The sequence below is a fragment of the Enterobacter sp. SCRI0065 genome (genome assembly GCF_059766475.1).
The window spans coordinates 622,584-649,564 of the sequence record NZ_JCBAJB010000001.1 but is presented as its reverse complement, the minus strand read 5'-3'; the positions used below and the strand labels follow the sequence as shown (position 1 = coordinate 649,564).

Genomic DNA, 26,981 nt, shown 5'->3' with positions numbered 1-26,981 from the left:
ACGGGAGCGTTAAAATGAAAAAGGTAGTTCTGGCCGCATTACTGGCAACTTTCGCCGCTGGCGCAGCAGCCGCAGACAAAATCAGTTTCGGTGTTTCGGCAACCTATCCGCCGTTCGAGTCGCTGGATGCCAGCAATCAGATTGTCGGGTTTGATCTCGATCTCGCGAAAGCCCTGTGCAAACAAATGCAGGCCGACTGTACTTTCACCAATCACGCGTTCGACAGCCTGATCCCGGCTTTGAAATTCAAAAAATACGACGCCGTTATTTCCGGTATGGACATCACCCCGGAACGTAGCAAGCAGGTTTCCTTTACCGACCCGTACTATGCCAACTCTGCGGTAGTCATTGCGAAGAAAGACGCGTTCAAATCCTTCGCTGAGCTGAAAGGCAAACGTATCGGAATGGAAAACGGCACCACGCACCAGAAATACCTGCAGGACAAACATCCTGAAGTGAAAACCGTGGCATACGATAGCTACCAGAATGCAATTATCGACCTGAAAAATGGCCGTATTGATGGCGTGTTTGGTGATACCGCCGTGGTCAACGAGTGGCTGAAAACCAACCCGCAGCTGGGTACCGCTACCGAGAAAGTGACCGACCCGCAATACTTCGGCACCGGCCTTGGCATCGCGGTTCGTCCTGATAACAAAGCGTTGCTGGAAAAACTGAACGGCGCACTGAAGGCAATTAAAGCTGACGGTACATATCAGAAAATCAGCGACCAGTGGTTCCCACAGTAAGTTTCTTTGCCGGGTAGCGATCTCGCTTACCCGGCGATTCTACAAGGGCACAAAGAAGCGAAAACGCGCCCCGCTCACCGATTCCATCAGCCTGATCCCACCTCCGTGCAGCTCCAGCATCCGCTTGACGATTAACAGCCCCAATCCACCCCGATTCTCCCGTGATGCCTGCGGATTTAACGCAGAGGGCCGCTGAAACAGATCGTCGCGCAGCGTAGCATCCACCCCAGTTCCGTTGTCTGCGATTTCTACCTGCAATCGTTCATCTTCTTGCCAGACGGCCAGGCGGATCTCCCCGCCCACAGGCGTGTGACGCATGGCGTTATCCAGCAGATTCGTCACCACACGCTCGATCATGGAAACGTCCGCGTTCACCAGCGGCAAAGGGCCAGGTACGTCAATATGCAGGCGAAGCTGGCGCGTTTGGGCAGTGAGTTCAAATTTCTGCGCCACGTCGGAGATAAGCTCCGCCATCGCAAAACGTTCGCGCTGCGGTTTGATACCGCCATGTTCAAGCCGGGCCAGCTCAAAAAGCTGCTGCGAAAGATGGCGAACCTTCTGCCCCTGACGCAAGGCAATCGCCAGATACTGTTGATGCTGGTCAGCCGTTAAGGTCGACGCTTTCATCGACAGCGTTTCCAGATAGCCCAACAGCGACGTCAGTGGCGTACGCAAGTCGTGAGAAATATTGGCGATAAACTCCCGACGTTGACGGTCGCTGTCTGCCAGCCGATCCCACTGAGTCGTAATTTGCCGCGCCAGTTCGATAAAAGTATTACGCAACAACGTGACTTCATCACCCGTGTTGTTCTGCGGTGGCTGAGCAGCCAGTTGCCTGATGGCGCTGATGCTGTCCCTTTCCAAACCCGACACTTCAGCCGTCAGACGCTTGACCGGACGTGCCACCCAATACCAGACCAGTATTCCCCCCAGCAGGCCAAAAATAGCCACCAGCAGCAGCGACCACATTGCCGTGCTCCACAGGGCCTTATGCCAAGCCATCTCTGCCAGCGAGTTAAACTCCTCGCCTTGCAGGATGATATACAGATAGCCTTTAAGCTCGCCGTCCTGACGCAGCGGCGTCGCGCTGAACACCTTCTTATTCTGGCTTCGCGGATCGTCGCCGTACACGGGCATGACCGCGCCGCTCATAAAGGTTTGCAGCGGAGCAATGTCTATCTTTTGTCGTTGGATATGCCCTGCTGGCGCGGCATCGGCCAGCAGTTCGCCGTCCGGTGAAACCACATACAGTTCAACGCTCGGGTTAAACGTCATTAGCCTGTCAAAAAGCGGTTTAAGGCGATTGCGATCGACCCTTCCTTGCGCGTCCAGCACGGCTTCACGCTGCACAATTTGCTGCGCCAGCCCGCCGGACAGTCGCTGCACCATCGTGTTGCCGTACTGCATACTGGTCGCGAGTTGCACCGCGCAGGTGACGGCGGCACAGAGCACCAGCAGCAGGATAAACAGCAGCGTCAGACGCTGGCTCAGGCTCAACCTACGCATCTGCATGCTCCTGGGCAAATTTGTAGCCCTTACCCCAAACGGTGCGAATGATTTCAGGCTCGGCGGCATCTTTTTCGATCTTAATGCGCAGACGGTTGATGTGGGTATTGACGGTATGTTCGTAACCTTCGTGCTGATATCCCCAGACTTGCTCCAGCAGAGCTAAGCGGGAAAAAACCTCGCCAGGGTGGCGGGCAAAGAAGTACAGCAGTTCGAACTCGCGCGGGGTGAGGATCACCTCTTGCCCATGAAGCCGCACGATCCGGGACAGCGGATCGAGCGACAGGCCGTGCGCCTGGATAAGACCGGAGACCTGCGTCTGCCCCATTGCCTGCTGGCGGCGAAACAACGCTTTGATCCGCGCGACCAGTTCCTGCACGGAAAACGGCTTCGCCAGATAATCATCTGCGCCAGTTTCAAGGCCGGTAATGCGGTCGGTTTCACTGCTGCGAGCGCTGATGATAATTATGGGCAGGTAATGAGTGAGCTGACGAATACGGCGGCAAATCTCCAGACCATCGACGTTCGGCAGCATCAGGTCGAGGATCACCGCATCCCAGAGGGCATCATCAAGCAACAGCAGCGCTTTCGCCCCGTCTACCTCGTGCGTAATCTCATAGCCTTCATCTTCTAAATTCAGGCGTAGCAGCGCGGCGATATCGTTGTCGTCTTCCACCAGCAAAATGTGCTTCATCGGTAAGCCTTATGTCACGTTCGTCACTCAAGCTTACCTGATTTTGCTCCGTGGGAGAGTTCACATTTTGTTTAAGTTTTAACGAGCAGCGTCAAGACTTCGTAGTGCGCGGTGTGGGGGAACATGTCGAAAAGCTGTACCCGTTCAATGCGATAGCCTGGTAGCTCGCCAAGGTCTTTTGCCATCGTTTGGGCGTTGCAGCTGGAATAGATAATATAATCCGGTGCCATCTGGCTCAGGTAGTCGCACAGGGCTTTACCAATCCCACGGCGGGGTGGATTCACCAGTACCAGCTCCGGCACCCCGCCCTGCCCGGTGGCAAACTGGGTAGAATCGAGCGCCTGAAAACGCACGTTGGTTAAGCCCAGCTCTGCGGCGGATTGCGTCGCGCAGGCGATGGCTTCAGCAGAAATCTCAATTCCGGTGAGGGTCATGTCTGGCGTAGCACAGTGAAGGCCAAAGCCGCCCACACCGCAGAACAGATCCCACATATGATGGACAGGCAGCGCGCGCACCCAGTCGCGAGCGGTGGCATACAGCGCGCTGGCTACGGTTGGGTTGGTCTGGAAGAAGCTGTGAGGGCGGATCCACAGCGGCACATCGTTGAAGCTTTCGGCCAGCGCCTGTTGCTCGGTGAAAAAGATCTCTTTCTCCCCTTCCATAATGGCCATATGCACCGGCTGAATATTCGCGGTAATCACCTTCAACTGGGGAAGCTGCTGCATCAGCCACGGCAGCGCCGCGCGTAGCTGGTCAAGTTTGGCTTCGGAACGCAGCACAAAGCGCAGCATCATACCGCCGTCACGCTGGCTCTCGGTCAGCAACAGGTATTTCAGTTCGCCACGTTTGCGCGCAACGTGATACGGCGTTAATCCCGCACGGGCGATAAACGGCTTCAGCGCCGTAAATACGGGTTCGAACGTGGCAGGATACAGCGGACATTCGGTAAGGTCTTCGGGCGTGCCGTCGCGGTGCAACATGCCCAGTAGCGGTTTCTCAACGCTGCCGCTCACCACCATTTTGGCTTTATTACGAAAACGCTGCTCCGGTCCACTGACAGGCGCGCACCACTCCGCCACAGCATGCCCGGCGAGCAACTGCTGTAAATCGGTCATTTTGGCGGAGAGCTGTTGCGAAACCGGCTGCTCTATCCACTGACAGGAGCGACAACGACCGGCATCATAAAGTGCGCACTGCATAAGAAAACCTCAAGGTTAGCGAGGGCAGCGATTATACACATTATTGCAGACGGAAAAACCGTCGGCTGGACGCTGGGACAAACAGCAGGAACAGCACCAGCAGGTCAGGAAGTTTCTGAAGCACCAGCGATCGGAAAATTTCTCGCTTCGACTCCCCGGCAATGCTAAAGAGTTCAGGATAGCCGTAACCAATCGACGCTGCCCACAGGTAGCCGGTGGCAATAATCTGGGTTAACAGAAAAATCCATCGCGCCCAGTTACGCCCTCTGGACAGTGAAAATGCGCAATAAATCTCGACGAACACCAGCACCAGACTGCTTAAAAAGACCAGCGTCAAATCCCAGGTCTGGACACTGCGGTGAATGAATTCGCCGATCCCGCGGATGCCGAGCATATTGAATAGCATCAGCAAATCGAGGCAGCGGATCAAAATAATGCCAAGCGCCGCCACCTGCACAAGTGCGGGTACGTTCAGGCGCGCATGCGAATGTCGAGTTTTGGTGAAGAATCCCACTGTTTTTACTTCCCTGAAAAACAGTGCCGCGACAGGCGCGGCACTTCACTGGAAATTTTAAATGCTTCAGCCGCGTCTTGCACGTTGGATATCACGTACGCGCTGTTTTTCAGATCTTGCCATCAGATACCAGGCGATAAAACCAATGACGCCGACCACACCCAGAATGATCGAGGCCAGGGCGTTGATTTCAGGATTCACCCCCATGCGCACGCTGGAGAAGACCAGCATTGGCAGGGTTGTGGCCCCCGGACCGGAGACGAAACTGGCAATCACTAAATCGTCGAGCGACAGGGTAAACGCCAGTAACCAGCCGGAAATCACCGCAGGCATAATCATCGGCAACGTAATGATAAAGAAAACCTTTACCGGCGTCGCGCCAAGATCCATCGCCGCTTCTTCGATGGAGTGGTCAAGTTCGCGTAAGCGCGAGGAAATCACCACCGCCACGTAAGCCGTACAGAAGGTGACGTGCGCCAGCCAAATAGTCAGCATGCCACGATCGGCAGGCCAGCCAATGGCATGGGCCAGGGCGACAAACAGCAGCAGCAGCGACAGGCCGGTAATCACATCCGGCATGACCAGCGGAGCCGTTATCATAAAAGCAAAACCCGTCGAGCCGCGAAAACGGCCAAAACGCACCATCACCAGCGCCGCGATAGTGCCCAGAACGCAGGCCATCGTGGCGGCACAGGCGGCAATGGTCAAACTCAACCCGACTGCGCTCATCATCGCATCATCGCGGAACAACTCGCCGTACCAGCGCGTCGACCAGCCTGCCCATACCGTTACCAGCTTCGAGCTGTTAAACGAGTACACCACCAGCATTAGCATGGGCGCGTACAGGAAGGTAAAGCCAATCACCAGGATCAGAATGCGCCACGGAGAGCGTACTACCGGTAAGTTGTTCATCCGTGATCTCCCATCTGTTTCTGCTGATGCTTGTGGAACCACATGATCGGCACGATCAGCAGTAGCAGCATGACAATCGCCACCGCTGAGGCCACCGGCCAGTCACGGTTATTGAAGAATTCCTGCCACAGTACGCGTCCGATCATAATGCTGTCCGGGCCACCGAGCAGTTCCGGGATCACGAACTCACCTACCGCCGGGATAAACACCAGCATAGAACCGGCAATAATTCCGCCTTTGGTGAGCGGCACAATCACGCTGAAAAAGGTTTTCAACGGACGAGCGCCCAGATCCAGCGAGGCTTCTACCAGCGAATAATCAATACGCGTGAGCGCGGTGTAAATCGGCAGAACCATAAACGGCAGATAGGCATAAACAATGCCGATGTAAACCGCCAGGTTGGTATGCAGGATCGTCAGCGGCTGATCGATTACCCCGAGCCACATCAGAACGTTATTCAAAATGCCGTTATTTTTCAGGATCCCCATCCACGCATAGACGCGGATCAGGAACGAGGTCCAGGACGGCAGGATCACCAGTAATAACAAAATATTGCGGGTTGACGGTTTGCTGTGCGCCACCGCCCACGCGAGGGGATAGCCCATCGCCAGGCAACAGAGAGTGGAGATAGACGCCACCTGCAACGACTGCAAATAGGCCTCAAAATAGAGCGGATCCTCGGTGAGCTGCAAATAGTTACCGAGATTCAAAGCGATCGTCAGCTGACCGTCAGCCCACTCCATCAGATTGGAATATGGCGGGATCGCTCGCGCCATTTCTGCCAGGCTAATTTTGAAGACGATTAAAAACGGCAGCAGGAACAGCAGGATCAGCCACACGTAAGGCATCGCAATCACCAGCTTACGACCGTGCGCCATTTGTATGCGCGTCAGCCAGCTGGCGAAACCACCCGGTTTTTGAACGCGGGCTGGGGGTTCAAGTGTACTCATCGCCGCTCCTTATACCGTCAGCACTACGCAACTGTCCGCATCCCAGCACAGGCGCACTTCATCGCCCCAGGTTGGCAGTCCTTTCCGGTAACGGTGTTCGTTCTGTAGTTGGGCGCTTAACATCTGTCCGCTTTTGAGTCGAACATGGTAAATAGACAGGTCACCCAGATAGGCAATATGCACCACTTCGCCAACGGCAAAGTTATAGCCATCGGCGGGCGGCTCCTGGCAGAGCATAATTTTTTCCGGACGCAGTGCGATATACACCGGGACGTTATCAACGATCGAGGCATCGGGATCGACCTTCAGTGGATGCATCAGCCCCGGCGAGTCAATCACCAGTCCGTCTTCCTGTCTGTCTTTCAGCAGCCCTTCGAACACGTTGACCGAGCCGATAAACTCCGCGCTGTAACGAGTAGTCGGATGTTCGTAGATCTCTTCCGGTTCACCGATTTGCACGAACTTACCGCGATTCATGATCGCAATACGCCCGGCCATGGTCATGGCCTCTTCCTGGTCGTGCGTCACCATCACGCAGGTTGCGCCAACGCGCTCAAGAATATCTACCACTTCCAGCTGCATCCGGTCGCGCAGTTTTTTATCCAGCGCGCCCATCGGCTCATCAAGCAGCAGCAGTTTTGGGCGTTTTGCCAGGCTACGCGCCAGCGCCACACGCTGCCGTTGACCGCCGGAAAGCTGATGCGGCTTGCGCTTCGCAAACTCTTGCATGTGTACCAGGCTCAGCATTTCTGCCACGCGGGCGGTGATTTCGGCCTTCGGCAGTTTGTCCTGTTTTAAACCAAAGGCGATATTTTGCTCAACGGTCATATGAGGAAAAAGTGCATAGGACTGGAACATCATATTGATAGGACGCTGATAGGGCGGAACGCGAGAGAGATCCACGCCGTCCAGCATAATTTGCCCGGCGGTAGGTTGCTCAAAACCGGCGAGCATACGCAGAAGCGTCGATTTTCCGCAGCCGGATGCGCCAAGCAAGGCAAAAATTTCGCCTTTATAAATGGTCAGGCTGACATCGTCCACGGCATGTTGACCGTCGAAAGATTTCGTCAGATTACGAATTTCAAGCAGCGGGGTCAGCGCTTTACGGGGTTTCGCCTGCGGGCGCGGGATGGCTTCATTCACGGGGTGCTCTCCGGCAAATATCAAAACTGGTGCAAACGCACCATAAGGGTGCGCATCGCCGGGCAGCATCTGCTCGCCCGGCAGTGATGCTAAACGCCGTTATTTACCGCTTTTCACCTTCGTCCACGCACGAGTACGCACGCGGTCGATTTTCGGGTCTTGAACCTTCAGGGTGAACAATTTGGCGAAAACGTCAGCCGGTGGATAGATTGCCGGGTTGTCGCGTACTTCTGCACCAATCAGCGGCACAGAGGCCTTGTTACCATTGGCATAGAACACGTGGTCGCTGATGTGAGCGATCACGTCCGGGCGCATCAGGTAGTTCAGGAACTGATAAGCTTCATCTTTGTTTTTCGCATCCGCAGGCATCGCGAAGACATCAAAGAAAGCCAGCGCGCCCTCTTTAGGAATGAAGTAGGAAACATTCACGCCATTTTTCGCCTCTTTCGCGCGGTTAGACGCCTGCCAGACGTCGCCCGCCCAGCCAATCGCTACGCAGATGTCGCCATTTGCCAGATCGTTAATGTATTGAGAGGAGTGGAAGTAGCGAATATTGGGACGCAGCTTCAAGAGCAGATCGGTTGCCGGGCCAGTGTAATCATCGGCTTTGCTGCTGTTCGGATCTTTACCCAGATAGTTCAGCACGGTCGCGAAAATTTCTTCCGGTGCATCAAGGAACGACACGCCGCAGCTTTTCAGTTTCTCCAGGTTTTCCGGCTTCAGCACCACGTCCCAGCTATCCAGCTTGACGTCCGGGCCCAGCACCGCTTTGACTTTATCAACGTTGTAACCGATACCGGTGGTCGCCCACAGGTAAGGCATCGCATATTTGTTGTCCGGGTCGTGTTTCGCTACCAGCTTGAGCACTTCTGGATCGAGATTTTTCCAGTTCGGCAGCTTACTTTTATCCAGCGGCTGGAATACGCCCGCCGTCAGTTGACGCTCAAGGAAGCTTGCTGACGGCACCACCAGATCAAAACCGGTGCTACCCGCCATCAATTTTCCTTCCAGCACTTCGTTGGAATCGAAGACGTCATAAACCACTTTAATTCCGGTCTCTTTTTCGAAATTCGCCACCGTATCCGGCGCGATATAATCGGACCAGTTGTAAACATGCAGCGTTTTTTGTTCCGCAGCGAGCGTACCGGCAGAGACAGCCATAAGAGCACCCGCAACCAGACCCGATAACCATTTTTTATTTAAGGCGATCATATTGTTATTCCTTATGAAAGCTCGTTATCAAACGAACCAAATATACGCAATCTGACATATGCAAGAATCATGCATACTTTGTCGCTCCGCCTGATCCAGAAGTAAAAAACTCCCGGCAGTTTTCGCTCGCTTTTTTAAGCTCCGCAAGAATAACTGTAGCCTGTGCCTCAGGCTATAGCCCAGATTAAAAAGCGGTTTTTATCAATTTTTTAGGCAGTAAGTGTCCAGGTGATCGCCCGAAGTGGGCTTAATAGCGGTGGATAATGCTGTAGAGAGAGGGGGAAGGCAGCAGAAATGAGGGTATTACGCAGCCGCTATGGTCGCGACTGCGTGTGCGAAAGAAGCATTAATGCAAAAACGGGTCACGTGAATCGTTATTCTCAGGTTCTTCTTCTGAGGTGAACAGTAACTGGTGCGCACTGGCTTCCAGCATCACCATCGAAATCTGCTCTTCACTGTGGCGCATAAACCAGGCGAACTGCTTAAACGACAACCCCGCCCCGGCGAAGAATGACTGGCATACCACCAGTTTTGGCAGGTTATCGTCCTGAATGTCGAGAAACGCTTTTACCGTCAAGGATCCGGCATTGATGGCGGACAAATCAGAGGCCAGCGCTAATAACGCAGACGGTCTCACTTCGGCCAGTGCGGTAAAGAGAATGATGTCGTTAATCAGGTCGATTTTGGCATCGAACACACCGTCGAAATTTTGCATATGCGGCAGGTGTAGCGCCTGGCAGGAATCGCACTCAAAAAAGGTGATACCGGCATCATCGAGCCATTGACGTAACGTATCCAGTGTTGGAACGACCTGTAAATCCATAGCTGTTAAGCCTCATAAAAAATAACTTCGAATAGATTACGGAAAAAGCGCGGTGCTAACCACCCGTTTTCAGGCAAAAACCCGGCGTGGCGTGGCGTTCAATCCAGGCGATCATTTTACCTGCGATGTCGACACCAGTAGTTTTCTCAATACCTTCAAGACCCGGCGAGGCATTGACCTCCATCACCAGCGGACCGCGGTTGGCACGTAAAATATCCACACCTGCGATATCCAGACCCAACGTCTGCGCAGCTTTAATGGCAATTTCGCGCTCGCGCTCGGTAATATCCGCAATACGCGCCACGCCGCCACGGTGAAGATTGGATCGGAAATCACCCTCTTTCGCCTGGCGCTCGATGGCGGCAACGACTTCATCACCGACGACCAGGCAGCGAATGTCGCGCCCTTTCGCCTCTTCGATATACTCCTGCACCAGGATGTGGGCATTTAAACCGCGAAAAGCGTCGATCACGCTTTCTGCCGCCTGGCGCGTCTCTGCGAGCACCACGCCAATGCCCTGCGTGCCTTCGACCAGCTTCACCACCAGCGGCGCGCCGCCTACCATGCCGATCAGGTCACTGGTGTCGTCCGGGGAGTGCGCAATCCCGGTAATGGGCAAGTCAATGCCCTGACGTGCAAGCAGCTGCAACGAGCGCAGCTTGTCGCGCGCACGCGTTATCGCCACGGATTCATTCAGGGGATAACTGCCAAGCATTTCAAACTGGCGCAGCGCGGCGGTACCGTAGTAGGTAATTTGTGAGCCGATGCGGGGGATCACCGCATCAAAATGCGGCAGATGACGGCCTTTATAATGAATAGATGACGCTGCCGGGCTGATGTTCATATAGCACGACAGCGGATCGAGGATCTCTACCAGGTGGCCACGCTTATTCGCCGCTTCAAGCAGGCGCTTACAAGAATAGAGCGTTCCATCCCGGGACAAAATGGCAATTTTCACCCTGCACCTCTCTAAAAACTCGATAAAAGCCCGCACATCATACACGCAGGCTGGCGCAGGATGAATGGGCTATCGTGTCGCCCAGCCCTGTTTGTGTAAATAGTCGAGAATAAACGGGCGGTTTTCTTTAATGATGGTGCGACGGATATGGTCGCTCCAGGTATCGCGGCGGTTGTTGCTGTCGCGAGTGAGGTAATAGTTCGCCAGTTCCTCGTCGTAGTGCGCCAGCACGTCGGGATCGACCGGCTGGTAGTGGTTTTCGTGCATCACCATTGCCGCAGGCAGACGCGGTTTGACATCAGGATTATCCGCCGGCCAGCCCAGACACAGGCCAAACAACGGCAAGACGTGCTTTGGCAATTGCAGCAGGTCGGTTACCGCTTCAATGCTGTTACGAATCCCGCCGATGTAGACACCGCCCAACCCTAACGACTCAGCCGCTGTCATGGCGTTTTGCGCCATCATCGCGGTATCTACCACGCCAAGCAGGAGCTGTTCCGCCAGACCCAGTTGGGCATCCGGGCAGATTTGCAGATGGCGGTTGAAGTCGGCACAAAATACCCAGAATTCCGCTGCCTGCGCGACGTGCTTTTGCCCGCCGGTAAGGGTGACTAATTGCTCGCGCATGGCCGGATCGGTGATGCGGATAATGGAGCTGCATTGCAAAAAGCTAGAGCTTGAGGTTCCCTGCGCGCCCGCCACAATCGCCTCGCGTTGAGCGTCGGTGATGGGCTCGTCGGTGAAATGGCGGATAGAACGGTGGGAACGTAGTAGGTCAATCGTCGGGGTCATCTCGTCTCTCATTTGTCAGTCTGTATAACGTGTTGCAGCCAGTATAGGCAAAGATGCCGGGCCTGTAATTGGCGAAACATAGCCTGAAGATATCAAAGCGACAGGTGAAACCTGCTTTTCATGAGGGTTGGTTATCGTGCACTATAAGCGTATTCGCCGTTAGGCTTTAGTTTGAGGAGAGAGAAATGTTTGCAGTGATTTTTGGACGTCCGGGCTGCCCTTACTGTGTGCGCGCTAAAGAACTGGCAGAGAAACTGACCGCCGAGCGTGATGACTTTAACTTCCGCTACGTGGATATCCACGCAGAGGGCATCAGCAAATCTGACCTGGAAAAAACCGTGGGTAAACCTGTCGAGACGGTACCGCAGATTTTCCTCGATCAGACGCATATTGGTGGTTTCACTGATTTCGAAGCCTATGCGAAAGAAAATCTGGGTCTTTTTGCTGCCCAGTAATTCCCTCACGCCCTCTCTGGAGGGCGTATCTATTTATGACGTTTGCGATGTTGTATCAGGCTGCGAACGAACAAAAAGCATAACGCCCCTAGCGCACACCAGAATACCCCACTCAGCAACCAAGCCAGCTCTTGCCAGAACGTACGCGATGTCACAAACAACAAGCGCATCACAAGCAGGCACAATGGCGCTGCCAGCATTGCCCCGATCAGCGGTTTTAAGACTTCTCCGCCGCGCGAAACAAAACTTGCGACAACACCCGGTAGAATAAAAAACAGCAAGCCTAGCTCAGGATGACCTGAGGCACGAAAAGCTCCCTTCACATGAAACGTTAATGAAAGGCAAACTACCGTAAATAGAAAAAAACAGCAGATGACGCCCGCCCAATTTCGCTTTATGTTCAAAAATCCTCCTGACTTCATCTCTATCGAATACACTTTCGTCCACGGGACGCCCAGGCAGATAAAGCAATGTGGCATTCCTTGCCAAAGCTCATACGTTGTAACGCGATCTTTACTAGCCCTTGATATCCAATACGATTAGACTATCGGCTAGTTATTGTTCCGCAGGATATATTTTGCAGGTGTTAACGGGTTAATTACCGCGCAAACACAGGATAAAACAGTAGCCTAAATAACCCTTTCTTTCAACAGCTTAACGGTAAACAAGAAGTTAGCCTCCGTGAATATAAACGTCGCAGATTTGTTAAATGGGAATTACATCCTGTTATTATTTGTTGTACTGGCATTGGGCTTGTGTCTGGGTAAATTGCGCCTGGGTTCAGTTCAACTTGGTAATTCCATTGGCGTTTTAGTCGTCTCGTTATTATTAGGCCAGCAGCATTTCAGCATTAACACGGATGCACTCAACTTAGGTTTTATGCTGTTTATTTTTTGTGTTGGGGTAGAAGCCGGGCCGAACTTTTTTTCAATTTTCTTTCGCGACGGCAAGAATTATCTGATGCTGGCGCTGGTCATGGTCGGTAGCGCGATGCTTATTGCGTTAGGCCTGGGCAAACTGTTTGGCTGGGATATCGGGTTAACGGCGGGGATGCTCGCAGGCTCGATGACCTCGACGCCGGTCCTGGTGGGTGCAGGCGATACCTTGCGACACTCCGGTATGCAGGGTAGCCAGCTTTCAACGGCACTCGATCATCTGAGCCTGGGCTACGCCCTGACCTATCTGATTGGTCTGGTGAGCCTGATTGTTGGCGCACGTTATTTGCCAAAATTACAACATCAGGATTTACAGACCAGCGCCCAGCAAATTGCTCGCGAGCGTGGTCTGGATACTGACAGTAAACGCAAAGTCTATTTACCGGTGATCCGCGCCTATCGCGTTGGGCCTGAGCTGGTTGCGTGGGCCGACGGTAAAAATCTTCGCGAGCTTGGCATCTATCGCCAGACCGGTTGCTATATCGAGCGTATTCGTCGCAACGGCATTCTGGCCAATCCGGACGGCGATGCGGTCCTGCAGATGGGCGATGATATCGCGCTGGTCGGCTATCCGGATGCGCATGCTCGTCTTGACCCAAGCTTTCGTAACGGTAAAGAGGTGTTTGACCGCGATCTGCTCGATATGCGTATCGTCACCGAAGAAATTGTGGTGAAAAACCATAACGCTGTCGGCCGTCGTCTTGCGCAGTTGAAGCTGACCGATCACGGCTGCTTCCTGAACCGCGTGATCCGAAGCCAGATTGAAATGCCGATTGATGACAATGTGGTGTTGAATAAAGGTGATGTATTGCAGGTGAGCGGCGACGCGCGGCGCGTGAAAACCGTTGCTGACCGCATCGGCTTTATCTCCATTCACAGCCAGGTTACGGACCTGCTGGCGTTCTGCGCCTTCTTTATCGTCGGCCTGATGATCGGGATGATCACCTTCCAGTTCAGCAACTTTAGCTTCGGCATCGGTAACGCCGCCGGTCTGCTGTTCGCAGGTATCATGCTGGGCTTCCTGCGTGCTAACCACCCGACTTTCGGCTATATCCCACAGGGTGCGCTGAATATGGTGAAAGAGTTCGGTCTGATGGTGTTTATGGCCGGCGTCGGTCTGAGCGCCGGTAGCGGCATCGGACACAGCCTGGGAGCAGTCGGCTGGCAGATGCTGGTGGCGGGCCTCATCGTCAGCCTGGTTCCGGTGGTGATTTGTTTCCTGTTTGGTGCCTACGTGCTGCGCATGAACCGCGCCTTGCTGTTTGGCGCCATGATGGGCGCACGTACCTGCGCGCCAGCGATGGAAATTATCAGCGACACCGCACGCAGCAACATCCCTGCTTTGGGATACGCAGGCACCTACGCTATCGCCAACGTCCTGCTCACGCTCGCCGGTACGCTGATTATCATCATCTGGCCGGGGATCGGATAACTCTCGAGTTCGCGCGCTGGCGAAATTATTTTCATCAGGCGCAGAACTTTTCTGACAGGAGGCAGTCATAACTATTGCCACTGCTTTTCTTTGATGTCCCCCAATTTGTGGAGCCCATCAACCCCGCCATTTTGGTTCAAGGTTGATGGGTTTTTTGTTGCCTGAAATTCAGATCCCCCCTGCAATCCGCCCCACTATCGCCCTTAACTCTTCTCGCGACAGCGGCTGTCTGTCCGTCACAAAATGCAGCGTCATGCCTTCGATAAAGGCATCCAGCGCCCGCGCGGTGACGGGATCAAACCATTGCACGAGCGTCGTCTGGCTGGTTTGCATCCAGTCCTGCATCACTGCTTTTAGCGCCGCACTGCGATTCATAAAGGCATACAGCTGATACATCAGTTCCATATTATTTGGGGTGGTGACTTCCGAACTGTGGATCAGCGTGACGATCGATCCACAGGCCATTTCTGGCCCAGTGACACCAGCAAAAAAATCGCGATACTGCTGTGACATCTGCTGCGTAAACCAGATAAAGGCTTCTTCGAGTAACGAATCCATACCGTCGAAATAGTAGGTCATCGACCCCAGAGGGACGCCCGCGCAGGAGGCAATTTTGCGGTGCGTTACGGCATGAATACCATGCTCAGCAATAGTATCGAGAGTGGCCTGAAGTATCCTCTCCCGGCGCTGCGGATCGTTTGGTCGTCTGCTCATTATTTCCCCTTCACGTTTGTGTACAAATGTACACAAACTTGCTAGTGTTGTCGCTATTGTTGTACTTCTGGTGCCACCTCAATGACGCAGATCTCACCTCGCAAAACGCTACAGCTCCGCATGTGGGCGCTATTTATGTTCTTCTTTATTCCCGGCCTGTTGATGGCTTCCTGGGCGACGCGTACGCCTGCTATCCGCGATATTTTGTCGGTCTCTACGGCAGAAATGGGCATTGTGCTGTTCGGCCTGTCGATTGGCTCAATGAGCGGTATTCTCTGCTCGGCATGGCTGGTTAAACGTTTTGGCACGCGCAAAGTGATCCGCACCACCATGTGCTGCGCGGTGCTGGGGATGATCTTCCTGAGCATCGCGCTCTGGTTTGCTTCACCGCTGATGTTTGCACTGGGGCTGACGGTTTTTGGCGGTAGCTTTGGTGCAGCCGAAGTGGCGATCAACGTGGAAGGAGCCGCCGTCGAGCGCGAGATGAACAAAACGGTGTTGCCAATGATGCACGGTTTTTACAGCCTCGGCACCCTGGCGGGCGCTGGCGTGGGTATGGCGCTGACCGCATTTGGTATTGCTGCCAATCTGCATATTCTGCTGGCTGCGCTGGTTTGTATCATCCCTATTCTGACCGGTATTACTGCCATCCCAGACGGCACCGGCAAAAACACGGCTGAAGAGCAAAAATCAGCGGAGAAAGGTTTGCCGTTTTATCGCGATATGCAGTTGATGCTCATTGGTGTGGTGGTGCTGGCCATGGCCTTTGCAGAAGGTTCCGCCAACGACTGGCTGCCGCTACTGATGGTAGATGGTCACGGCTTTAGCCCGACCTCTGGCTCCCTGATTTACGCTGGATTTACGCTTGGGATGACCGTCGGGCGCTTTACCGGCGGCTGGTTTATCGATCGCTACAGCCGTGTGGCCGTGGTGCGCGCCAGCGCGTTACTCGGCGGGTTGGGCATTGCGATGATTATCTTTGTCGATGTGGACTGGATTGCTGGCGTATCGGTCATTCTGTGGGGGCTTGGCGCTTCGTTGGGCTTCCCGCTTACCATTTCAGCGGCCAGCGATACGGGTCCGGATGCGCCAACCCGCGTTAGCGTCGTGGCGACGACGGGTTATCTCGCGTTCCTTGTTGGCCCGCCGCTGCTCGGGTTCCTCGGCGAACATTACGGGTTACGCAGTGCCATGTTAGTGGTGCTAGGGTTAGTGATGGTTGCGGCGCTGGTTGCTAAAGCGGTCGCCAAACCGGAAACACAAGATTCACCAATGGAGAAGGGATATGAGCGTTAAGTTAATTGCAGTCGACATGGATGGAACCTTTTTAAGCGACGCCAAGACCTACAACCGCGAACGCTTTCTGGCGCAGTTTGAACGCATGAAGCAGCAAGGGATTCGCTTCGTGGTCGCCAGTGGAAATCAATATTATCAGTTGATCTCTTTCTTCCCGGAAATCGCTGGCGAGATTGCCTTTGTCGCTGAAAACGGCGGCTGGGTGGTGAACGCGGGCGAAGACGTTTTCAATGGCGAATTAACCCAATTACAGTTTGATAAGGTGGCGCGTTTTCTCTGCTCACTCCCTGAAGTGGAAGTGATTGCCTGCGGGAAAAGCAGCGCTTATACCCTTAAATCGTATGACGATGCGCTGAAAGAGATGGCGGGGAAATACTACCACCGATTAGAAATGGTCGATAATTTCGACAATCTAAACGACATTTTCTTTAAGTTTGGGCTTAACCTTTCTGACAGCGAAATTCCCCGCATTCACGCCATGATCCATGCCGAGCTTAGCGACGTTATGGTGCCGGTCACTACCGGGCATGGCAGTATCGACCTGATCATACCGGGCGTACACAAGGCGAATGGTCTGCGCATTTTGCAGAAGCGTTGGGGGATTGAAGACCACGAAGTTGTTGCTTTCGGCGACAGCGGTAACGACGTTGAAATGCTCCGTCAGGCGGGTTTTAGCTTTGCGATGGCAAATGCCAAATCACATATCAAAGATGTCGCGCGTTTCGAAGCCCCGCACAATAACGAAGAAGGTGTGCTGGATGTGATCGAGAAGGTGTTAACGAAAGAAGCGCCGTTTAACTAACGGGGTTGCCCGGTGGCGCGGCTGCGCTCACCGGGCATGTGAACCGATTAGGGCTGTAGTGCGTTGCCGACGTGTTTGTCCTTCAGGAACACCACCATCAGACCAACCCATAACACACCGTTCGCGAGATTAAACAGGCTGAACAGACCGTTCCCGCCCAGGATATAAGCGTGTTTACTCACTTCGTTACCGACGGTAAAAATCAGCATCTGCAACATACCCATCGCCGCTGAAACGGTGCCTTTGCTCATCTCGCTGGCAAACAGCGTCAGGCGTACCAGCCCAGCATTAGCAACGCCAATACCGAAGGCGTAAATACTCAGCCCGGCGGTCATCCACAAGTAAGCATGTGAAGAGGCGACCGTAGCGATCGTCGCCACAATCAACCCCGCGGCAATCGGCCAGCCGCCCATGATAATCAGCGAGCGTACGGAGCGACGTGACGTCAGACGCGCCAGTACCAGATTACCGATGATCAGCGCGCCAAAAATCGGCACCTGTAGCAGGCCGTATTCATAGCTGCTGAGCTTCTCACCGCTGATGATGATAACCGGAGACTGCGCAATCCACGCCAGCAGTGGCAGACTCACAAAGCCCGTCGCCAGAGCGCCCGCCACAAAGCGGACGTTTTTCAGGACGGCTTTGTAATCGCGCCCTAACTCTTTTAGCGACAGTTTCTCGCCCAGTCGGGTCGCCGTTTCAGGCATCGCGCGATGCAGGCCAAAGAAAGAGATAGCGGCTAACAGCGCAAAGAGAATAAACATCCCTTCCCATGGCGCAACATGCACCCAGGCCGCACCCACCAGCGGGCCAAGCAAGGGCGCAATCAGCGCCACGTTGGCCATCAGCGCGGTGATTTTAATACACACCGCCTCCTCAAAGGATTCCTGAATGGCGGCATAACCCACGGCACCAATAAAGCACAGGCTTACCCCCTGCAAGAAGCGCAGCAGCGTGAATTGCTCAATGGTTTGTGCCAGCAAAATCGCCAGGCAGGTGACGATAAACCACACCACGCCGGTGAGCATGACGGGACGCCGGCCAATGCGATCCGACAGCGGCCCTAAAAGCCACTGCAAAAACATACCGCCTGCCAGATAGGCGGTCATGGAGGTCGGTACCCACTCGATACCGGCGTTGAATTGCTCCACAACGGTCAGCATACCCGGTTGGATCATGTCGTTGCCGATATAGGTAGAAAACTCGTAAAGCACCAGACACAGAGGAAACAGTAACGCCTGACGACCCAGGCGTTGACCGGAAGAAGAACGGTTAGACATGCGGTCTCTTTATGATGAAAAAATCGCGATGATTTTAATAAAATGCCCTGCCCCGAGATAGTGAATTATTCAAGATAAACAAAAATAAAGCACATTTCGTTGTCGTTTAAGGTTTCCTTAAGTTGCCCCTTCTATGATAGTGCCATTTCCCGCTTGTTAACCGTCACTATGGCCCAACAACCTGTCGCATCAGAATCATCTAAGTCACCGACAACTAAGACAAAACCCCTTTACCGTCTCCCGGTGCGGTTTTATGGTTATCAACTTTTCGCGTTAGTCGTTCTGGCGGTGCTGTTTACCTGGCTTTCGCGGGACGAAACGCTCGACAGAGCAATCAGCGGATTTTGGTATGACGCCGCAACGCATCATTTTCCATTGCAACACAACGCCCTGCTCGATCTGTTAAATCATCGATTGGCGAAATATTTCACCATCGCTCTGGCGGCTGTCACGCTGCTTTATGGCGTCTTTCGCCGCAATGCGCGACTGGTGACGGCTGCCCTGCTGATGGGTCTGGGCACGTTGGTGGTCGGCGTACTGAAAAGCGCGAGCCACCATAGCTGTCCGTGGGATCTGGTTGAGTATGGCGGGAAGGCGATGTCGTATCCGCTATTTGGCTCCACGCCTGCGGACAGTGGTCCGGGCCGTTGTTTCCCCGGCGGACACGCTTCCAGCGGCTTTATGGTGATGGGCTTGTTTTTCGCGTTCTGGCGCGAACGTCCGCGCCTGGCATGGGCTTGCGTGGTTGCTGGCGCAGTGATTGGTCTGGCGATGGGGTACGGCCAGGTGATGCGCGGGGCACATTTTTTCTCTCACAACCTGTGGGCAGGTTGGTGGGTTTGGTTTTCCCAGGTGGTGGCTTACGGCCTGATTTCAGCCTGGTTTGCAAAAGAGTGACGAGGATATGTTAGAGAATTTAAATTACGGACTGTTTTACCTGATCAACGCCACTCCTGCTTCACCTGAATGGATGATCGTCTTCGCTAAATTTATCGCCAAAGATCTCATTAATATCGTACCGGCGCTGGTGGCAATTCTCTGGCTCTGGGGACCGCGCAAGCAGGTCGTTGCCCAACGTCAGTTAGTCATTAAGGTTGTGATGGCGCTGGCGATAAGTATGACCGCCTCCTGGACGTTAGGGCATTTGTTCCCCCACGATCGCCCGTTTGTCGATCATATTGGCTCAAACTTCCTGCATCACTCGGCGGACGACTCCTTCCCAAGCGACCACGGCACGGTCATTTTTACTTTTGCGCTGGCGTTTTTACTCTGGCATCGCGTCTGGTCCGGTGTCGTTCTGATGGGCATCGCCATGGCTATCGCCTGGTCTCGCGTCTATCTGGGCGTACACTGGCCGCTGGATATGCTGGGCGGTCTGCTGGTCGGCATGATCGGTTGCCTGACGGCGCAAATCCTCTGGAATCTGTTTGGTCAGCCGCTTTATCAGGTGCTTCAGCGAGTTTACCGCGTCTGCTTTGCCCTCCCCATCCGTAAAGGCTGGATACGTGACTAATCCCGGTCCGACAGGTTACACTTGAGCCCCCGCATTGCGGGGGCTCACTTTTCCACCCCGAGGACCTATGGAAACAAGACGCGACGACCGCATTGCTCAGCTTCTGCACGCGCTCAAGCGCAGCGATAAGCTGCATCTCAAAGAAGCGGCCAGCCTGCTTGGCGTCTCCGAGATGACCATTCGTCGCGACCTGAACAGCGACAGCACGCCAGTGGTGCTGTTGGGTGGATACCTTGTTCTGGAACCGCGTAGCGCCAGCCATTATCTGATTAACGATCAAAAAACCCGACTGGTCGAAGAAAAGCGCAAAGCCGCACGGCTGGCCGCATCGATGGTGCAAGCCCACCAGACGCTGTTTTTTGACTGTGGTACCACCACGCCGTGGATCATCGAAGCGATCGATAACAGCCTGCCTTTTACCGCCGTCTGTTATTCGCTGAACACCTTCCTGGCACTCCAGGAAAAGCCAGAGTGCCGGGTGATTCTTTGCGGCGGTGAATTCCACGCCAGCAACGCGATTTTCAAACCGCTTAATCTTCAGGACACGCTCAATAATTTATGCCCGGATATCGCCTTTTACTCGGCGGCAGGCGTGAATGTCCAGCAGGGAGCAACCTGCTTTAATCTTGAAGAGTTAACGGTGAAGCATTGGGCGATGAGCGCGGCGCAATATCACGTGCTGGTGGTCGATCACAGCAAATTTGGCAAGGTACGTTCAGCGCGGATGGGCGAACTGACACGCTTTGACGCCATCGTCAGCGATTGCCGTCCTGATGACGAACTGGTCGCTCACGCCAAAGCGCAGAAGATAACATTAATGTATTAAGAAGAGCACCTGAAGCGTTGTAGGCCGGGTAAAGTATTACCCGGCATAAACGCTCAGTTTAACCAAACCAACTACCGAACCATTGATGGAATTTCATCAGCACGAAATCCCACATCCGGTTGAAGAATCCCCCCTCCTCCACGGCTTCCATAACGATCAGCGGACGCTGCTCGATGGCTTTGCCGTTCAGCTGGAAGTCGATTGTCCCCACAACCTGACCTTTTTTCAGCGGTGCGGTCAGCTGTGGATCGGTCAGCGTAAAGCTGGCTTTGAGGTTTTTCAGCTGTCCTCTTGGAATGGTGACTGAACCCGCTTCACCTGCACCCAGGTTAACCTCGCTCTTATCACCAAACCACACGCGCTGGCTGATGAACGTGGCATCAGGTTTGATTGGGGTGACGGTTTCAAAGAAGCGGAAGCCCCATGTCAGCAGTTTCTCTGATTCGTTAAAACGAATACGGTCGGTTTTGGTCCCCAGCACCACGGAAATCAGACGCATGTCGCCCTGCGTGGCCGATGCCACCAGGTTGTAGCCCGCTCCAGCGGTGGTCCCGGTTTTCATCCCGTCCACGTTCACGTTGCTGCTCCATAGCAGGCGGTTACGGTTGGGCTGGCGAATCTTGTTGAACGTAAACTCTTTCTCTTTATGGATGGCGTATTCTTCCGGCACGTCATGAATCAACGCTTTGCCCAGCAGCGCCATATCTCGCGCCGTACTGAACTGCCCCGGCGCATCAAGGCCATGTACGGTTTTGAAGGTAGTTTTGGTTAAGCCCAGCTTTTGGGCATAACCGTTCATCAGGCCGATAAAGGAGTCCTGGCTGCCCGCGACATAGTCCGCCAGGGCGATACAGGCGTCATTACCCGACTGAATGATGACGCCTTTATTTAAATCGGATACCGACACCTGGTCGCCCGGTTTCAGGAACATCACAGAAGATCCGCGCAGCGCAGGATTCCCGGTTGCCCACGCATCTCTGCCAATGGTGACCATATCGTCGAGTTTGATTTTGCCCGCTTTAAGCGCCTGACCCACCACGTAGCTGGTCATGATTTTGGTCAAGCTCGCCGGATCAAGCTGTTCGTCTGCGTTACCTTCCGCCAGCACTTTGCCGCTGGCGTAGTCCATCAAGATCCAGGCCCGCGCATCGACCGGAGGTGCCTCCGGTGCCACTTGCTCTGCTGCATACAGTGTTGGAGCAAAAAGGAAAAGCAGCGCGGAACCTGCTGCCAGGCCGCGCAGTGTAGAAATTTTTTGCGTCATAAATGCCACCCGAGTGTCCATTCTAAAAAATCACGTCACATCACCGTGTCGCAAGAAGCGATGAGTAATAACGTACTAATGAGTCTAAAGAAACCATAACCAGGTAAAGTTTTTAAAGTTTATGCAATAACATTCGGATACGCTTTGACGGAGACGATTTTTTTCTCTTCTGTTGCGTAAATGTTGGGTTTATTTCACGATGTGAAACTGCAAGTTCCGATTCACTACTCGGTAGTTTGATTATCTCAGGAGAACGTATGATTACGATGTGGGGCAGGAACAATTCGACCAACGTTAAAAAAGTGCTTTGGGCACTGGAAGAGCTGGATTTACCGTTTAATCAGGTGATGGCGGGATTGCAGTTTGGCAAGAATAAAGAAGCCGACTATCTGGAGATGAATCCGAACGGATTGGTGCCGCTTCTTCGCGATGACGAAACCGATTTAACGCTCTGGGAATCAAATGCCATCGTACGTTATCTGGCTGCCCAGTACGGGCAAAATCGCCTGTGGGTCGAGGCTCCTGCCGAGCGAGCTGAGGGTGAAAAATGGATGGACTGGGCAAACCAAACGCTCTCTCCCGCGCATCGCGTGATTCTGATGGGGTTAGCCAGAACGCCGGAACCAGAGCGTAACTACCCGGCAATTCATGCCGCGCAGGATCTCTGCGAAACATTGTTTGCGATACTGGATAAAGCGCTCGCAGACCAGCCGTGGCTCTCGGGTAAAGCCTTTGGCGTGGGTGATATTGCCGTGGCTCCTTTTGTCTGGAACCTGACCAATCTTGGTTTAACCTGGGCGCCGCACCCGCATCTGGAGCGCTGGCTCACCCAACTGAGCGAGCGCCCGGCGTACCAGAAAGTCGTGATGATCCCGGTCAGCTAATCAAGACCCGGACGGGCTAACCTTCCAGAGTTGCCCGTCTGATTCATCCGTCAACACATATAAATACCCATCCGGCCCGACCCGCACGTCGCGGATACGCTGGTCTTTATCGCCAAGAATTCGACCCTCTTCCGTCACGTTGTTACCATTCACGCTCAGGACGATCACGTCCTTCTCCTTCAGTGCGCCGATAAACAGTTTGTTTTTCCACTGCGGGAAGACATCGCTGTGATAAAAGGCCATGCCGCTGACTGCCGGTGATTTTTTCCAGACGAAAAGCGGCGGCTCGGTGCCTTCGTGATGTTCGCCCTTCGCTTCCGGGATCTTCAGGCCGCTATAGTTAATACCGTGGGTAGCTAACGGCCAGCCATAGTTTTTGCCCTTTTCTGGAATGTTAATTTCATCTCCGCCACGCGGGCCATGTTCGTTAAGCCATAACGTATCGCTCCACGGATTCATCGCCATGCCCTGCGGGTTACGGATCCCGTAGGACCATATTTCCGGGCGGGCTCCGGGTTTATCAACGAAAGGATTATCCGGTGGTATTTTGCCCTGTTCGGTAAGGCGCACCACTTTGCCCTGGAGCTTATCCAGATCTTGCGCCGTTGGCCGTTCGTTGTTTTCGCCAAGGCCAATAAACAGATACCCCTTGCCATCAAACACCAGTCGCCCGCCGAAATGGTTACCCGTAGAAAGCTTAGGCATCTGGCGGAAGACTACCTGAAATGCCTCAATACGTGACAGGTCGTCGCTTAATCGACCGTATCCTACCGCGGTACCTGCTTTTCCATCACTTCCGACTTCAGCGTAGCTCAGCCAGATCCGGCGTGACGTCTTAAAATCAGGGGCTAACACCACGTCGAATAAACCGCCCTGACCGCTATCCCAGACTTTCGGAATGCCGACAATGGGATCGGACAAGCCTTTCCCGGTTTGCCAGTGTTTGAGTTGTCCACCTTTCAGCGTGATTAACATCCCCTGATTGTCTGGCAAAAACGCCAGCGACCAGGGGTGATCGAGCTTCGTTTGCAGGATATCGACCTTTACCGCAGCGGGCTCAGCCAGCACCGAACCGGAAAGGAAAAATAGGGAAAGGGATATAAGCGACGATCGACGCATAACGCACTCCTTTTTCGACGTATGGCTTAAAGATTAGCCAGATCGCACAGGGGCGTTAGCACTTTTACAAAAGCTTAATCAGAAGGGGGAGTTGCCTCCCCCGGGGGCCTAGTGTTGATGGAGCTTATTGTGCTCTTTCAGACACATAATGCACAGAGTCAGTGTTGTCAGACAGTGTTCAAGCTTCTCTGCGTCGACCGCGACGAACGTCGGGCAATCACGGTGCCCGGACATCATGCAGACGGCAACGCCTGAAAGTGCTTGCGCCGCGCGTCGCAGGACGATTTGCTCATCAGCGTCATAATGATCCTTGAGGATCGGCGCTTTTTCACGCATTTCGCTGCTCAGTTCCAGACAATTTTCACGCAGATGATCGCTTTCGCTGACTGACATGTACCCTTTGGCGATCCGTAGTTGCAGATAAGCAGCCAGGTCGATTTGGGCGTTGATCAGCTTGTTAAGCAGATCGCGTTTCAGTCTGTCAACGGACATACATTTTCCTCCCTTATCAGCCAGTGTGCATACACAGAATAAGGTCAATTTTCGTACAATTTAATGCGTCAGGTCAATAAATGGCAACTGATTAACATCTTTTACAATGTTACAACTTCACTCTCCGGACTCTTCAGCTCGCAGAGTATATTAATCCCCACCGGAACTCTGTAAAATCCCGCCCTGATAACTCCATAAATGATGAATTTTTAACCTATGAGCAATGTTACGCACCAGCCGAAAATCGGCTTCGTCTCCCTGGGCTGCCCGAAAAACCTGGTCGATTCCGAACGCATCCTGACTGAACTTCGCACTGAAGGTTATGACGTGGTGCCAAGCTACGAAAACGCCGACATGGTGATTGTGAACACCTGCGGTTTTATTGATAGCGCCGTACAAGAATCCCTGGAAGCCATCGGTGAAGCACTGACCGAAAACGGCAAAGTCATTGTGACCGGTTGCCTCGGCGCAAAGGTCGATCAAATCCGCGAAGTGCACCCGAAGGTGCTGGAAATCACCGGGCCGCACAGCTACGAAAAGGTGCTGGAACATGTGCATCACTACGTGCCAAAACCAAAGCATAACCCGTTCCTGAGCCTGGTCCCGGAACAGGGCGTAAAGCTTACACCGCGCCACTACGCCTATCTTAAAATTTCTGAAGGCTGCAACCATCGCTGCACCTTCTGTATTATTCCCTCCATGCGTGGCGACCTCGTTAGCCGCCCGATTGGTGAAGTGTTAGCAGAAGCCAAACGTCTGGCCGATGCAGGCGTCAAAGAACTGCTGGTCATCTCTCAGGATACCTCTGCGTACGGCGTTGACGTGAAGCACCGCTCCGGTTTCCACAACGGTGAGCCGGTCAAAACCAGTATGGTCGGCCTGTGCGAACAGCTGGCGAAACTGGGGATCTGGACGCGCCTGCACTACGTTTATCCGTACCCGCACGTTGATGATGTGATCCCGCTGATGGCGGAAGGCAAAATCCTGCCGTATCTGGATATCCCACTGCAACACGCCAGCCCACGCATTCTGAAGATGATGAAGCGCCCAGGTTCGGTCGATCGCCAGCTGGCACGTATCAAACAGTGGCGTGAGATTTGCCCGGAGCTGACCCTACGTTCCACCTTTATCGTCGGCTTCCCAGGTGAAACCGAAGAAGACTTCCAGATGCTGCTCGACTTTTTGAAAGAAGCACGTCTGGACCGCGTTGGCTGCTTCAAGTACAGCCCGGTGGAAGGTGCTACGGCGAACGAGCTGGCCGATCCGGTACCGGAAGAGGTGAAAGAAGAGCGCTGGAACCGCTTTATGCAACTGCAACAGCAGATCTCCGCTGAGCGCCTGCAGGAAAAAGTCGGTCGCGAAATCATGGTCATTATCGACGAAGTGGACGAAGAAGGCGCGATTGGCCGTAGCATGGCCGATGCACCGGAAATCGACGGCGCGGTCTATCTGAACGGCGAAACCAAAGTCAAACCGGGTGATGTGATTCGCGTGAAAGTTGAAAACGCGGATGAATATGACCTGTGGGGTAGCCGGGTTAGCTAATCCCTCACCCTAACCCTCTCCCCCTACGGGAGAGGGTACTGTTCGGTGCCGTCTTTTCTGAACCTAGCCTTTAATCTTCGGATCCAGCGCGTCGCGCAGTCCATCCCCCAGCAAATTAAACGCCAGCACGGTGAGAAATATCGCCAGGCTCGGGAAAATCGCCACGTGCGGTGCAATCACCATATCAGCTCTGGCTTCGTTCAACATCGCGCCCCATTCTGGCGTGGGCGGCTGGGCGCCTAAGCCCAAAAACGACAGGCTGGCGGCAGAGATAATCGATACGCCGATGCGCATCGTAAAATAGACCACAATGGAAGACACCGTGCCCGGCAGGATATGGTTGAAAAGGATTGCAGCATCGCTGGCACCAATGCTGCGCGCGGATTCGATAAACGTTTGCTGCTTCAACACCAGCGTATTGCCACGCACCAGACGGGCAAATGCCGGTATCGAAAAGACCGCCACGGCGATGATCACATTCGCCATGCCGTTACCCATAATGGCCACGACGGCTATCGCCAGCAGAATCCCCGGAAAGGCGAACAGCACATCGCAAATTCGCATAATGATGCGATCCCACCAGCCTTCGTAATATCCCGCGAACAGCCCCATCACCGTTCCTATCGCCGCACCGATCAGTACCGCGAATACCCCCGCCGCCAGCGAAATTTGTGCGCCAACCAGCACGCGACTGAAGATGTCGCGCCCCAGGGAATCGACGCCAAACCAGTGCATCATCGACGGCCCATCGTTAAGACGGTCGTAATCGAAATAGTTTTCCGCATCAAACGGGGTTATCCACGGCGCGAGGATGGCGACCACGATCAGTAACAACACAAACAATCCTGCCGTCATCGCCACCGGCTGGCGGCGAAACCGTCGCCAGAACTCGAACCACGGGGTGCGAATATGATCCGGCTTTAGCCCCGGCATTGCGTTTAAAATGGCCTGACGGCGCCAGTTAAACAGTCTCAT

Annotated in this window: 28 protein-coding genes; 10 read left to right on the top strand and 18 right to left on the bottom strand. The window is 53.9% G+C overall.

Features of this window, described 5'->3' with window-relative positions; all coding sequences use genetic code 11:
- The first annotated feature begins 14 nt into the window (after positions 1–14).
- A complete protein-coding gene (gene artJ, locus AC6EMZ_RS03150) occupies positions 15–746 on the top strand; it encodes an arginine ABC transporter substrate-binding protein ArtJ (protein WP_498400919.1) in 732 nt (243 codons plus the stop codon).
- Positions 747–785: 39 nt separating this feature from the next.
- Here artJ and AC6EMZ_RS03145 read toward each other — a convergent pair whose 3' ends face one another.
- The 11 genes from AC6EMZ_RS03145 to nfsA form a co-directional block, all read right to left on the bottom strand.
- Complete coding sequence (locus tag AC6EMZ_RS03145; protein ID WP_498400918.1) at positions 786–2,252, bottom strand: sensor histidine kinase; 1,467 nt, start codon at positions 2,250–2,252, stop codon at positions 786–788.
- Positions 2,245–2,946 carry a response regulator gene (locus AC6EMZ_RS03140; protein WP_498400917.1) on the bottom strand — a complete coding sequence of 234 codons (702 nt, stop codon included), beginning with the start codon at positions 2,944–2,946 and terminating at the stop codon, positions 2,245–2,247. The genes AC6EMZ_RS03145 and AC6EMZ_RS03140 overlap by 8 nt, the downstream gene beginning before the upstream one ends.
- Positions 2,947–3,017: 71 nt before the next feature.
- Positions 3,018–4,145 carry a 23S rRNA (uracil(747)-C(5))-methyltransferase RlmC gene (gene rlmC, locus AC6EMZ_RS03135; RefSeq protein ID WP_498400916.1) on the bottom strand — a complete coding sequence of 376 codons (1,128 nt, stop codon included), beginning with the start codon at positions 4,143–4,145 and terminating at the stop codon, positions 3,018–3,020.
- A 40-nt stretch (positions 4,146–4,185) separates the two neighbouring features.
- Positions 4,186–4,683 (bottom strand): YbjO family protein, encoded by a 498-nt coding sequence (locus AC6EMZ_RS03130; protein ID WP_498401465.1) that lies wholly within the window; start codon positions 4,681–4,683, stop codon positions 4,186–4,188.
- A gap of 42 nt (positions 4,684–4,725) precedes the next feature.
- Positions 4,726–5,571, bottom strand: a complete 846-nt coding sequence (gene potI, locus AC6EMZ_RS03125) for a putrescine ABC transporter permease PotI (RefSeq protein WP_498400915.1) — start codon at positions 5,569–5,571, stop codon at positions 4,726–4,728.
- Positions 5,568–6,521 (bottom strand): putrescine ABC transporter permease PotH, encoded by a 954-nt coding sequence (potH, locus tag AC6EMZ_RS03120; protein WP_498400914.1) that lies wholly within the window; start codon positions 6,519–6,521, stop codon positions 5,568–5,570. The genes potI and potH overlap by 4 nt, the downstream gene beginning before the upstream one ends.
- 9 nt (positions 6,522–6,530) lie before the next feature.
- The gene (potG, locus tag AC6EMZ_RS03115; protein WP_498400913.1) at positions 6,531–7,664 is read right to left on the bottom strand and encodes a putrescine ABC transporter ATP-binding subunit PotG; all 1,134 of its coding nucleotides are present in this window, start codon (positions 7,662–7,664) and stop codon (positions 6,531–6,533) included.
- Positions 7,665–7,763: 99 nt separating this feature from the next.
- Positions 7,764–8,876 (bottom strand): spermidine/putrescine ABC transporter substrate-binding protein PotF, encoded by a 1,113-nt coding sequence (gene potF / locus AC6EMZ_RS03110; protein ID WP_498400912.1) that lies wholly within the window; start codon positions 8,874–8,876, stop codon positions 7,764–7,766.
- 346 nt (positions 8,877–9,222) lie between these two features.
- A complete protein-coding gene (locus tag AC6EMZ_RS03105; RefSeq protein ID WP_498400910.1) occupies positions 9,223–9,699 on the bottom strand; it encodes a YbjN domain-containing protein in 477 nt (158 codons plus the stop codon).
- Between the two features lie 55 nt (positions 9,700–9,754).
- Entirely contained in the window at positions 9,755–10,657 is a 903-nt protein-coding gene (gene rimK, locus AC6EMZ_RS03100) for a 30S ribosomal protein S6--L-glutamate ligase (protein ID WP_498400909.1), read from the bottom strand.
- A 69-nt stretch (positions 10,658–10,726) separates the two neighbouring features.
- On the bottom strand, positions 10,727–11,449 hold the full coding sequence (gene nfsA / locus AC6EMZ_RS03095) for a nitroreductase NfsA (protein ID WP_498400908.1): 723 nt from the start codon (positions 11,447–11,449) through the stop codon (positions 10,727–10,729).
- Between the two features lie 185 nt (positions 11,450–11,634).
- Here nfsA and AC6EMZ_RS03090 point away from each other — a divergent pair, with 185 nt between their 5' ends.
- The gene (locus AC6EMZ_RS03090; RefSeq protein WP_012016764.1) at positions 11,635–11,904 is read left to right on the top strand and encodes a GrxA family glutaredoxin; all 270 of its coding nucleotides are present in this window, start codon (positions 11,635–11,637) and stop codon (positions 11,902–11,904) included.
- Between the two features lie 29 nt (positions 11,905–11,933).
- Here AC6EMZ_RS03090 and AC6EMZ_RS03085 read toward each other — a convergent pair whose 3' ends face one another.
- Positions 11,934–12,308, bottom strand: coding sequence for an inner membrane protein YbjM (locus AC6EMZ_RS03085; RefSeq protein ID WP_498400906.1), 375 nt, complete (start codon positions 12,306–12,308; stop codon positions 11,934–11,936).
- A 277-nt stretch (positions 12,309–12,585) separates the two neighbouring features.
- Between AC6EMZ_RS03085 and AC6EMZ_RS03080 the strand changes: the two genes are divergently transcribed.
- Positions 12,586–14,271 (top strand): aspartate:alanine antiporter, encoded by a 1,686-nt coding sequence (locus tag AC6EMZ_RS03080; protein WP_498400905.1) that lies wholly within the window; start codon positions 12,586–12,588, stop codon positions 14,269–14,271.
- 168 nt (positions 14,272–14,439) lie between these two features.
- Here the strand turns inward: AC6EMZ_RS03080 and AC6EMZ_RS03075 are convergent, their stop codons facing one another.
- Positions 14,440–14,985 (bottom strand): TetR/AcrR family transcriptional regulator, encoded by a 546-nt coding sequence (locus AC6EMZ_RS03075; RefSeq protein ID WP_498400904.1) that lies wholly within the window; start codon positions 14,983–14,985, stop codon positions 14,440–14,442.
- A gap of 81 nt (positions 14,986–15,066) precedes the next feature.
- On the opposite strand from AC6EMZ_RS03075, the gene AC6EMZ_RS03070 reads away from it, so the two are divergent.
- Both AC6EMZ_RS03070 and AC6EMZ_RS03065 read left to right on the top strand, forming a co-directional pair.
- Positions 15,067–16,281, top strand: a complete 1,215-nt coding sequence (locus AC6EMZ_RS03070) for an MFS transporter (protein ID WP_498400903.1) — start codon at positions 15,067–15,069, stop codon at positions 16,279–16,281.
- The gene (locus AC6EMZ_RS03065; protein WP_498400902.1) at positions 16,271–17,083 is read left to right on the top strand and encodes a Cof-type HAD-IIB family hydrolase; all 813 of its coding nucleotides are present in this window, start codon (positions 16,271–16,273) and stop codon (positions 17,081–17,083) included. The genes AC6EMZ_RS03070 and AC6EMZ_RS03065 overlap by 11 nt, the downstream gene beginning before the upstream one ends.
- Before the next feature lie 47 nt (positions 17,084–17,130).
- On the opposite strand, the gene AC6EMZ_RS03060 is transcribed toward AC6EMZ_RS03065, so the two are convergent.
- Positions 17,131–18,363 carry an MFS transporter gene (locus AC6EMZ_RS03060; RefSeq protein WP_498400901.1) on the bottom strand — a complete coding sequence of 411 codons (1,233 nt, stop codon included), beginning with the start codon at positions 18,361–18,363 and terminating at the stop codon, positions 17,131–17,133.
- Between the two features lie 168 nt (positions 18,364–18,531).
- Between AC6EMZ_RS03060 and AC6EMZ_RS03055 the strand changes: the two genes are divergently transcribed.
- The 3 genes from AC6EMZ_RS03055 (at position 18,532) to deoR (ending at position 20,702) form a co-directional block, all read left to right on the top strand.
- Entirely contained in the window at positions 18,532–19,260 is a 729-nt protein-coding gene (locus tag AC6EMZ_RS03055; protein ID WP_498400900.1) for a phosphatase PAP2 family protein, read from the top strand.
- A gap of 7 nt (positions 19,261–19,267) precedes the next feature.
- Positions 19,268–19,876, top strand: a complete 609-nt coding sequence (ybjG, locus tag AC6EMZ_RS03050; RefSeq protein ID WP_498400899.1) for an undecaprenyl-diphosphate phosphatase — start codon at positions 19,268–19,270, stop codon at positions 19,874–19,876.
- Positions 19,877–19,943: 67 nt separating this feature from the next.
- Positions 19,944–20,702, top strand: a complete 759-nt coding sequence (deoR, locus tag AC6EMZ_RS03045) for a DNA-binding transcriptional repressor DeoR (RefSeq protein ID WP_498400898.1) — start codon at positions 19,944–19,946, stop codon at positions 20,700–20,702.
- A gap of 58 nt (positions 20,703–20,760) precedes the next feature.
- Here the strand turns inward: deoR and dacC are convergent, their stop codons facing one another.
- Positions 20,761–21,966, bottom strand: coding sequence for a serine-type D-Ala-D-Ala carboxypeptidase (dacC, locus tag AC6EMZ_RS03040; RefSeq protein WP_498400897.1), 1,206 nt, complete (start codon positions 21,964–21,966; stop codon positions 20,761–20,763).
- A 257-nt stretch (positions 21,967–22,223) separates the two neighbouring features.
- On the opposite strand from dacC, the gene AC6EMZ_RS03035 reads away from it, so the two are divergent.
- Positions 22,224–22,850, top strand: coding sequence for a glutathione S-transferase family protein (locus tag AC6EMZ_RS03035; RefSeq protein ID WP_498400896.1), 627 nt, complete (start codon positions 22,224–22,226; stop codon positions 22,848–22,850).
- On the opposite strand, the gene AC6EMZ_RS03030 is transcribed toward AC6EMZ_RS03035, so the two are convergent.
- Both AC6EMZ_RS03030 and bssR read right to left on the bottom strand, forming a co-directional pair.
- Positions 22,851–23,969 carry a PQQ-dependent sugar dehydrogenase gene (locus AC6EMZ_RS03030; RefSeq protein WP_498400895.1) on the bottom strand — a complete coding sequence of 373 codons (1,119 nt, stop codon included), beginning with the start codon at positions 23,967–23,969 and terminating at the stop codon, positions 22,851–22,853.
- Positions 23,970–24,077: 108 nt separating this feature from the next.
- Complete coding sequence (gene bssR / locus AC6EMZ_RS03025) at positions 24,078–24,461, bottom strand: biofilm formation regulator BssR (protein ID WP_498400894.1); 384 nt, start codon at positions 24,459–24,461, stop codon at positions 24,078–24,080.
- Positions 24,462–24,677: 216 nt separating this feature from the next.
- Between bssR and rimO the strand changes: the two genes are divergently transcribed.
- Positions 24,678–26,006, top strand: a complete 1,329-nt coding sequence (gene rimO, locus AC6EMZ_RS03020) for a 30S ribosomal protein S12 methylthiotransferase RimO (protein WP_498400893.1) — start codon at positions 24,678–24,680, stop codon at positions 26,004–26,006.
- A 63-nt stretch (positions 26,007–26,069) separates the two neighbouring features.
- Here rimO and gsiD read toward each other — a convergent pair whose 3' ends face one another.
- Positions 26,070–26,981, bottom strand: a complete 912-nt coding sequence (gsiD, locus tag AC6EMZ_RS03015; protein ID WP_498400891.1) for a glutathione ABC transporter permease GsiD — start codon at positions 26,979–26,981, stop codon at positions 26,070–26,072.

Bases quoted from the DNA above. Each gene is read 5' to 3' on its own strand.
- artJ (WP_498400919.1), top strand. From the start codon at position 15: ATGAAAAAGGTAGTTCTGGCCGCATTACTGGCAACTTTCGCCGCTGGC.
- AC6EMZ_RS03145 (WP_498400918.1), bottom strand. From the start codon at position 2,252: ATGCGTAGGTTGAGCCTGAGCCAGCGTCTGACGCTGCTGTTTATCCTG.
- AC6EMZ_RS03140 (WP_498400917.1), bottom strand. From the start codon at position 2,946: ATGAAGCACATTTTGCTGGTGGAAGACGACAACGATATCGCCGCGCTG.
- rlmC (WP_498400916.1), bottom strand. From the start codon at position 4,145: ATGCAGTGCGCACTTTATGATGCCGGTCGTTGTCGCTCCTGTCAGTGG.
- potI (WP_498400915.1), bottom strand. From the start codon at position 5,571: ATGAACAACTTACCGGTAGTACGCTCTCCGTGGCGCATTCTGATCCTG.
- potH (WP_498400914.1), bottom strand. From the start codon at position 6,521: ATGAGTACACTTGAACCCCCAGCCCGCGTTCAAAAACCGGGTGGTTTC.
- potF (WP_498400912.1), bottom strand. From the start codon at position 8,876: ATGATCGCCTTAAATAAAAAATGGTTATCGGGTCTGGTTGCGGGTGCT.
- AC6EMZ_RS03105 (WP_498400910.1), bottom strand. From the start codon at position 9,699: ATGGATTTACAGGTCGTTCCAACACTGGATACGTTACGTCAATGGCTC.
- nfsA (WP_498400908.1), bottom strand. From the start codon at position 11,449: ATGACCCCGACGATTGACCTACTACGTTCCCACCGTTCTATCCGCCAT.
- AC6EMZ_RS03090 (WP_012016764.1), top strand. From the start codon at position 11,635: ATGTTTGCAGTGATTTTTGGACGTCCGGGCTGCCCTTACTGTGTGCGC.
- AC6EMZ_RS03075 (WP_498400904.1), bottom strand. From the start codon at position 14,985: ATGAGCAGACGACCAAACGATCCGCAGCGCCGGGAGAGGATACTTCAG.
- AC6EMZ_RS03070 (WP_498400903.1), top strand. From the start codon at position 15,067: ATGACGCAGATCTCACCTCGCAAAACGCTACAGCTCCGCATGTGGGCG.
- AC6EMZ_RS03065 (WP_498400902.1), top strand. From the start codon at position 16,271: ATGAGCGTTAAGTTAATTGCAGTCGACATGGATGGAACCTTTTTAAGC.
- AC6EMZ_RS03060 (WP_498400901.1), bottom strand. From the start codon at position 18,363: ATGTCTAACCGTTCTTCTTCCGGTCAACGCCTGGGTCGTCAGGCGTTA.
- AC6EMZ_RS03055 (WP_498400900.1), top strand. From the start codon at position 18,532: ATGGCCCAACAACCTGTCGCATCAGAATCATCTAAGTCACCGACAACT.
- ybjG (WP_498400899.1), top strand. From the start codon at position 19,268: ATGTTAGAGAATTTAAATTACGGACTGTTTTACCTGATCAACGCCACT.
- deoR (WP_498400898.1), top strand. From the start codon at position 19,944: ATGGAAACAAGACGCGACGACCGCATTGCTCAGCTTCTGCACGCGCTC.
- dacC (WP_498400897.1), bottom strand. From the start codon at position 21,966: ATGACGCAAAAAATTTCTACACTGCGCGGCCTGGCAGCAGGTTCCGCG.
- AC6EMZ_RS03035 (WP_498400896.1), top strand. From the start codon at position 22,224: ATGATTACGATGTGGGGCAGGAACAATTCGACCAACGTTAAAAAAGTG.
- AC6EMZ_RS03030 (WP_498400895.1), bottom strand. From the start codon at position 23,969: ATGCGTCGATCGTCGCTTATATCCCTTTCCCTATTTTTCCTTTCCGGT.
- bssR (WP_498400894.1), bottom strand. From the start codon at position 24,461: ATGTCCGTTGACAGACTGAAACGCGATCTGCTTAACAAGCTGATCAAC.
- rimO (WP_498400893.1), top strand. From the start codon at position 24,678: ATGAGCAATGTTACGCACCAGCCGAAAATCGGCTTCGTCTCCCTGGGC.
- gsiD (WP_498400891.1), bottom strand. From the start codon at position 26,981: ATGAGACTGTTTAACTGGCGCCGTCAGGCCATTTTAAACGCAATGCCG.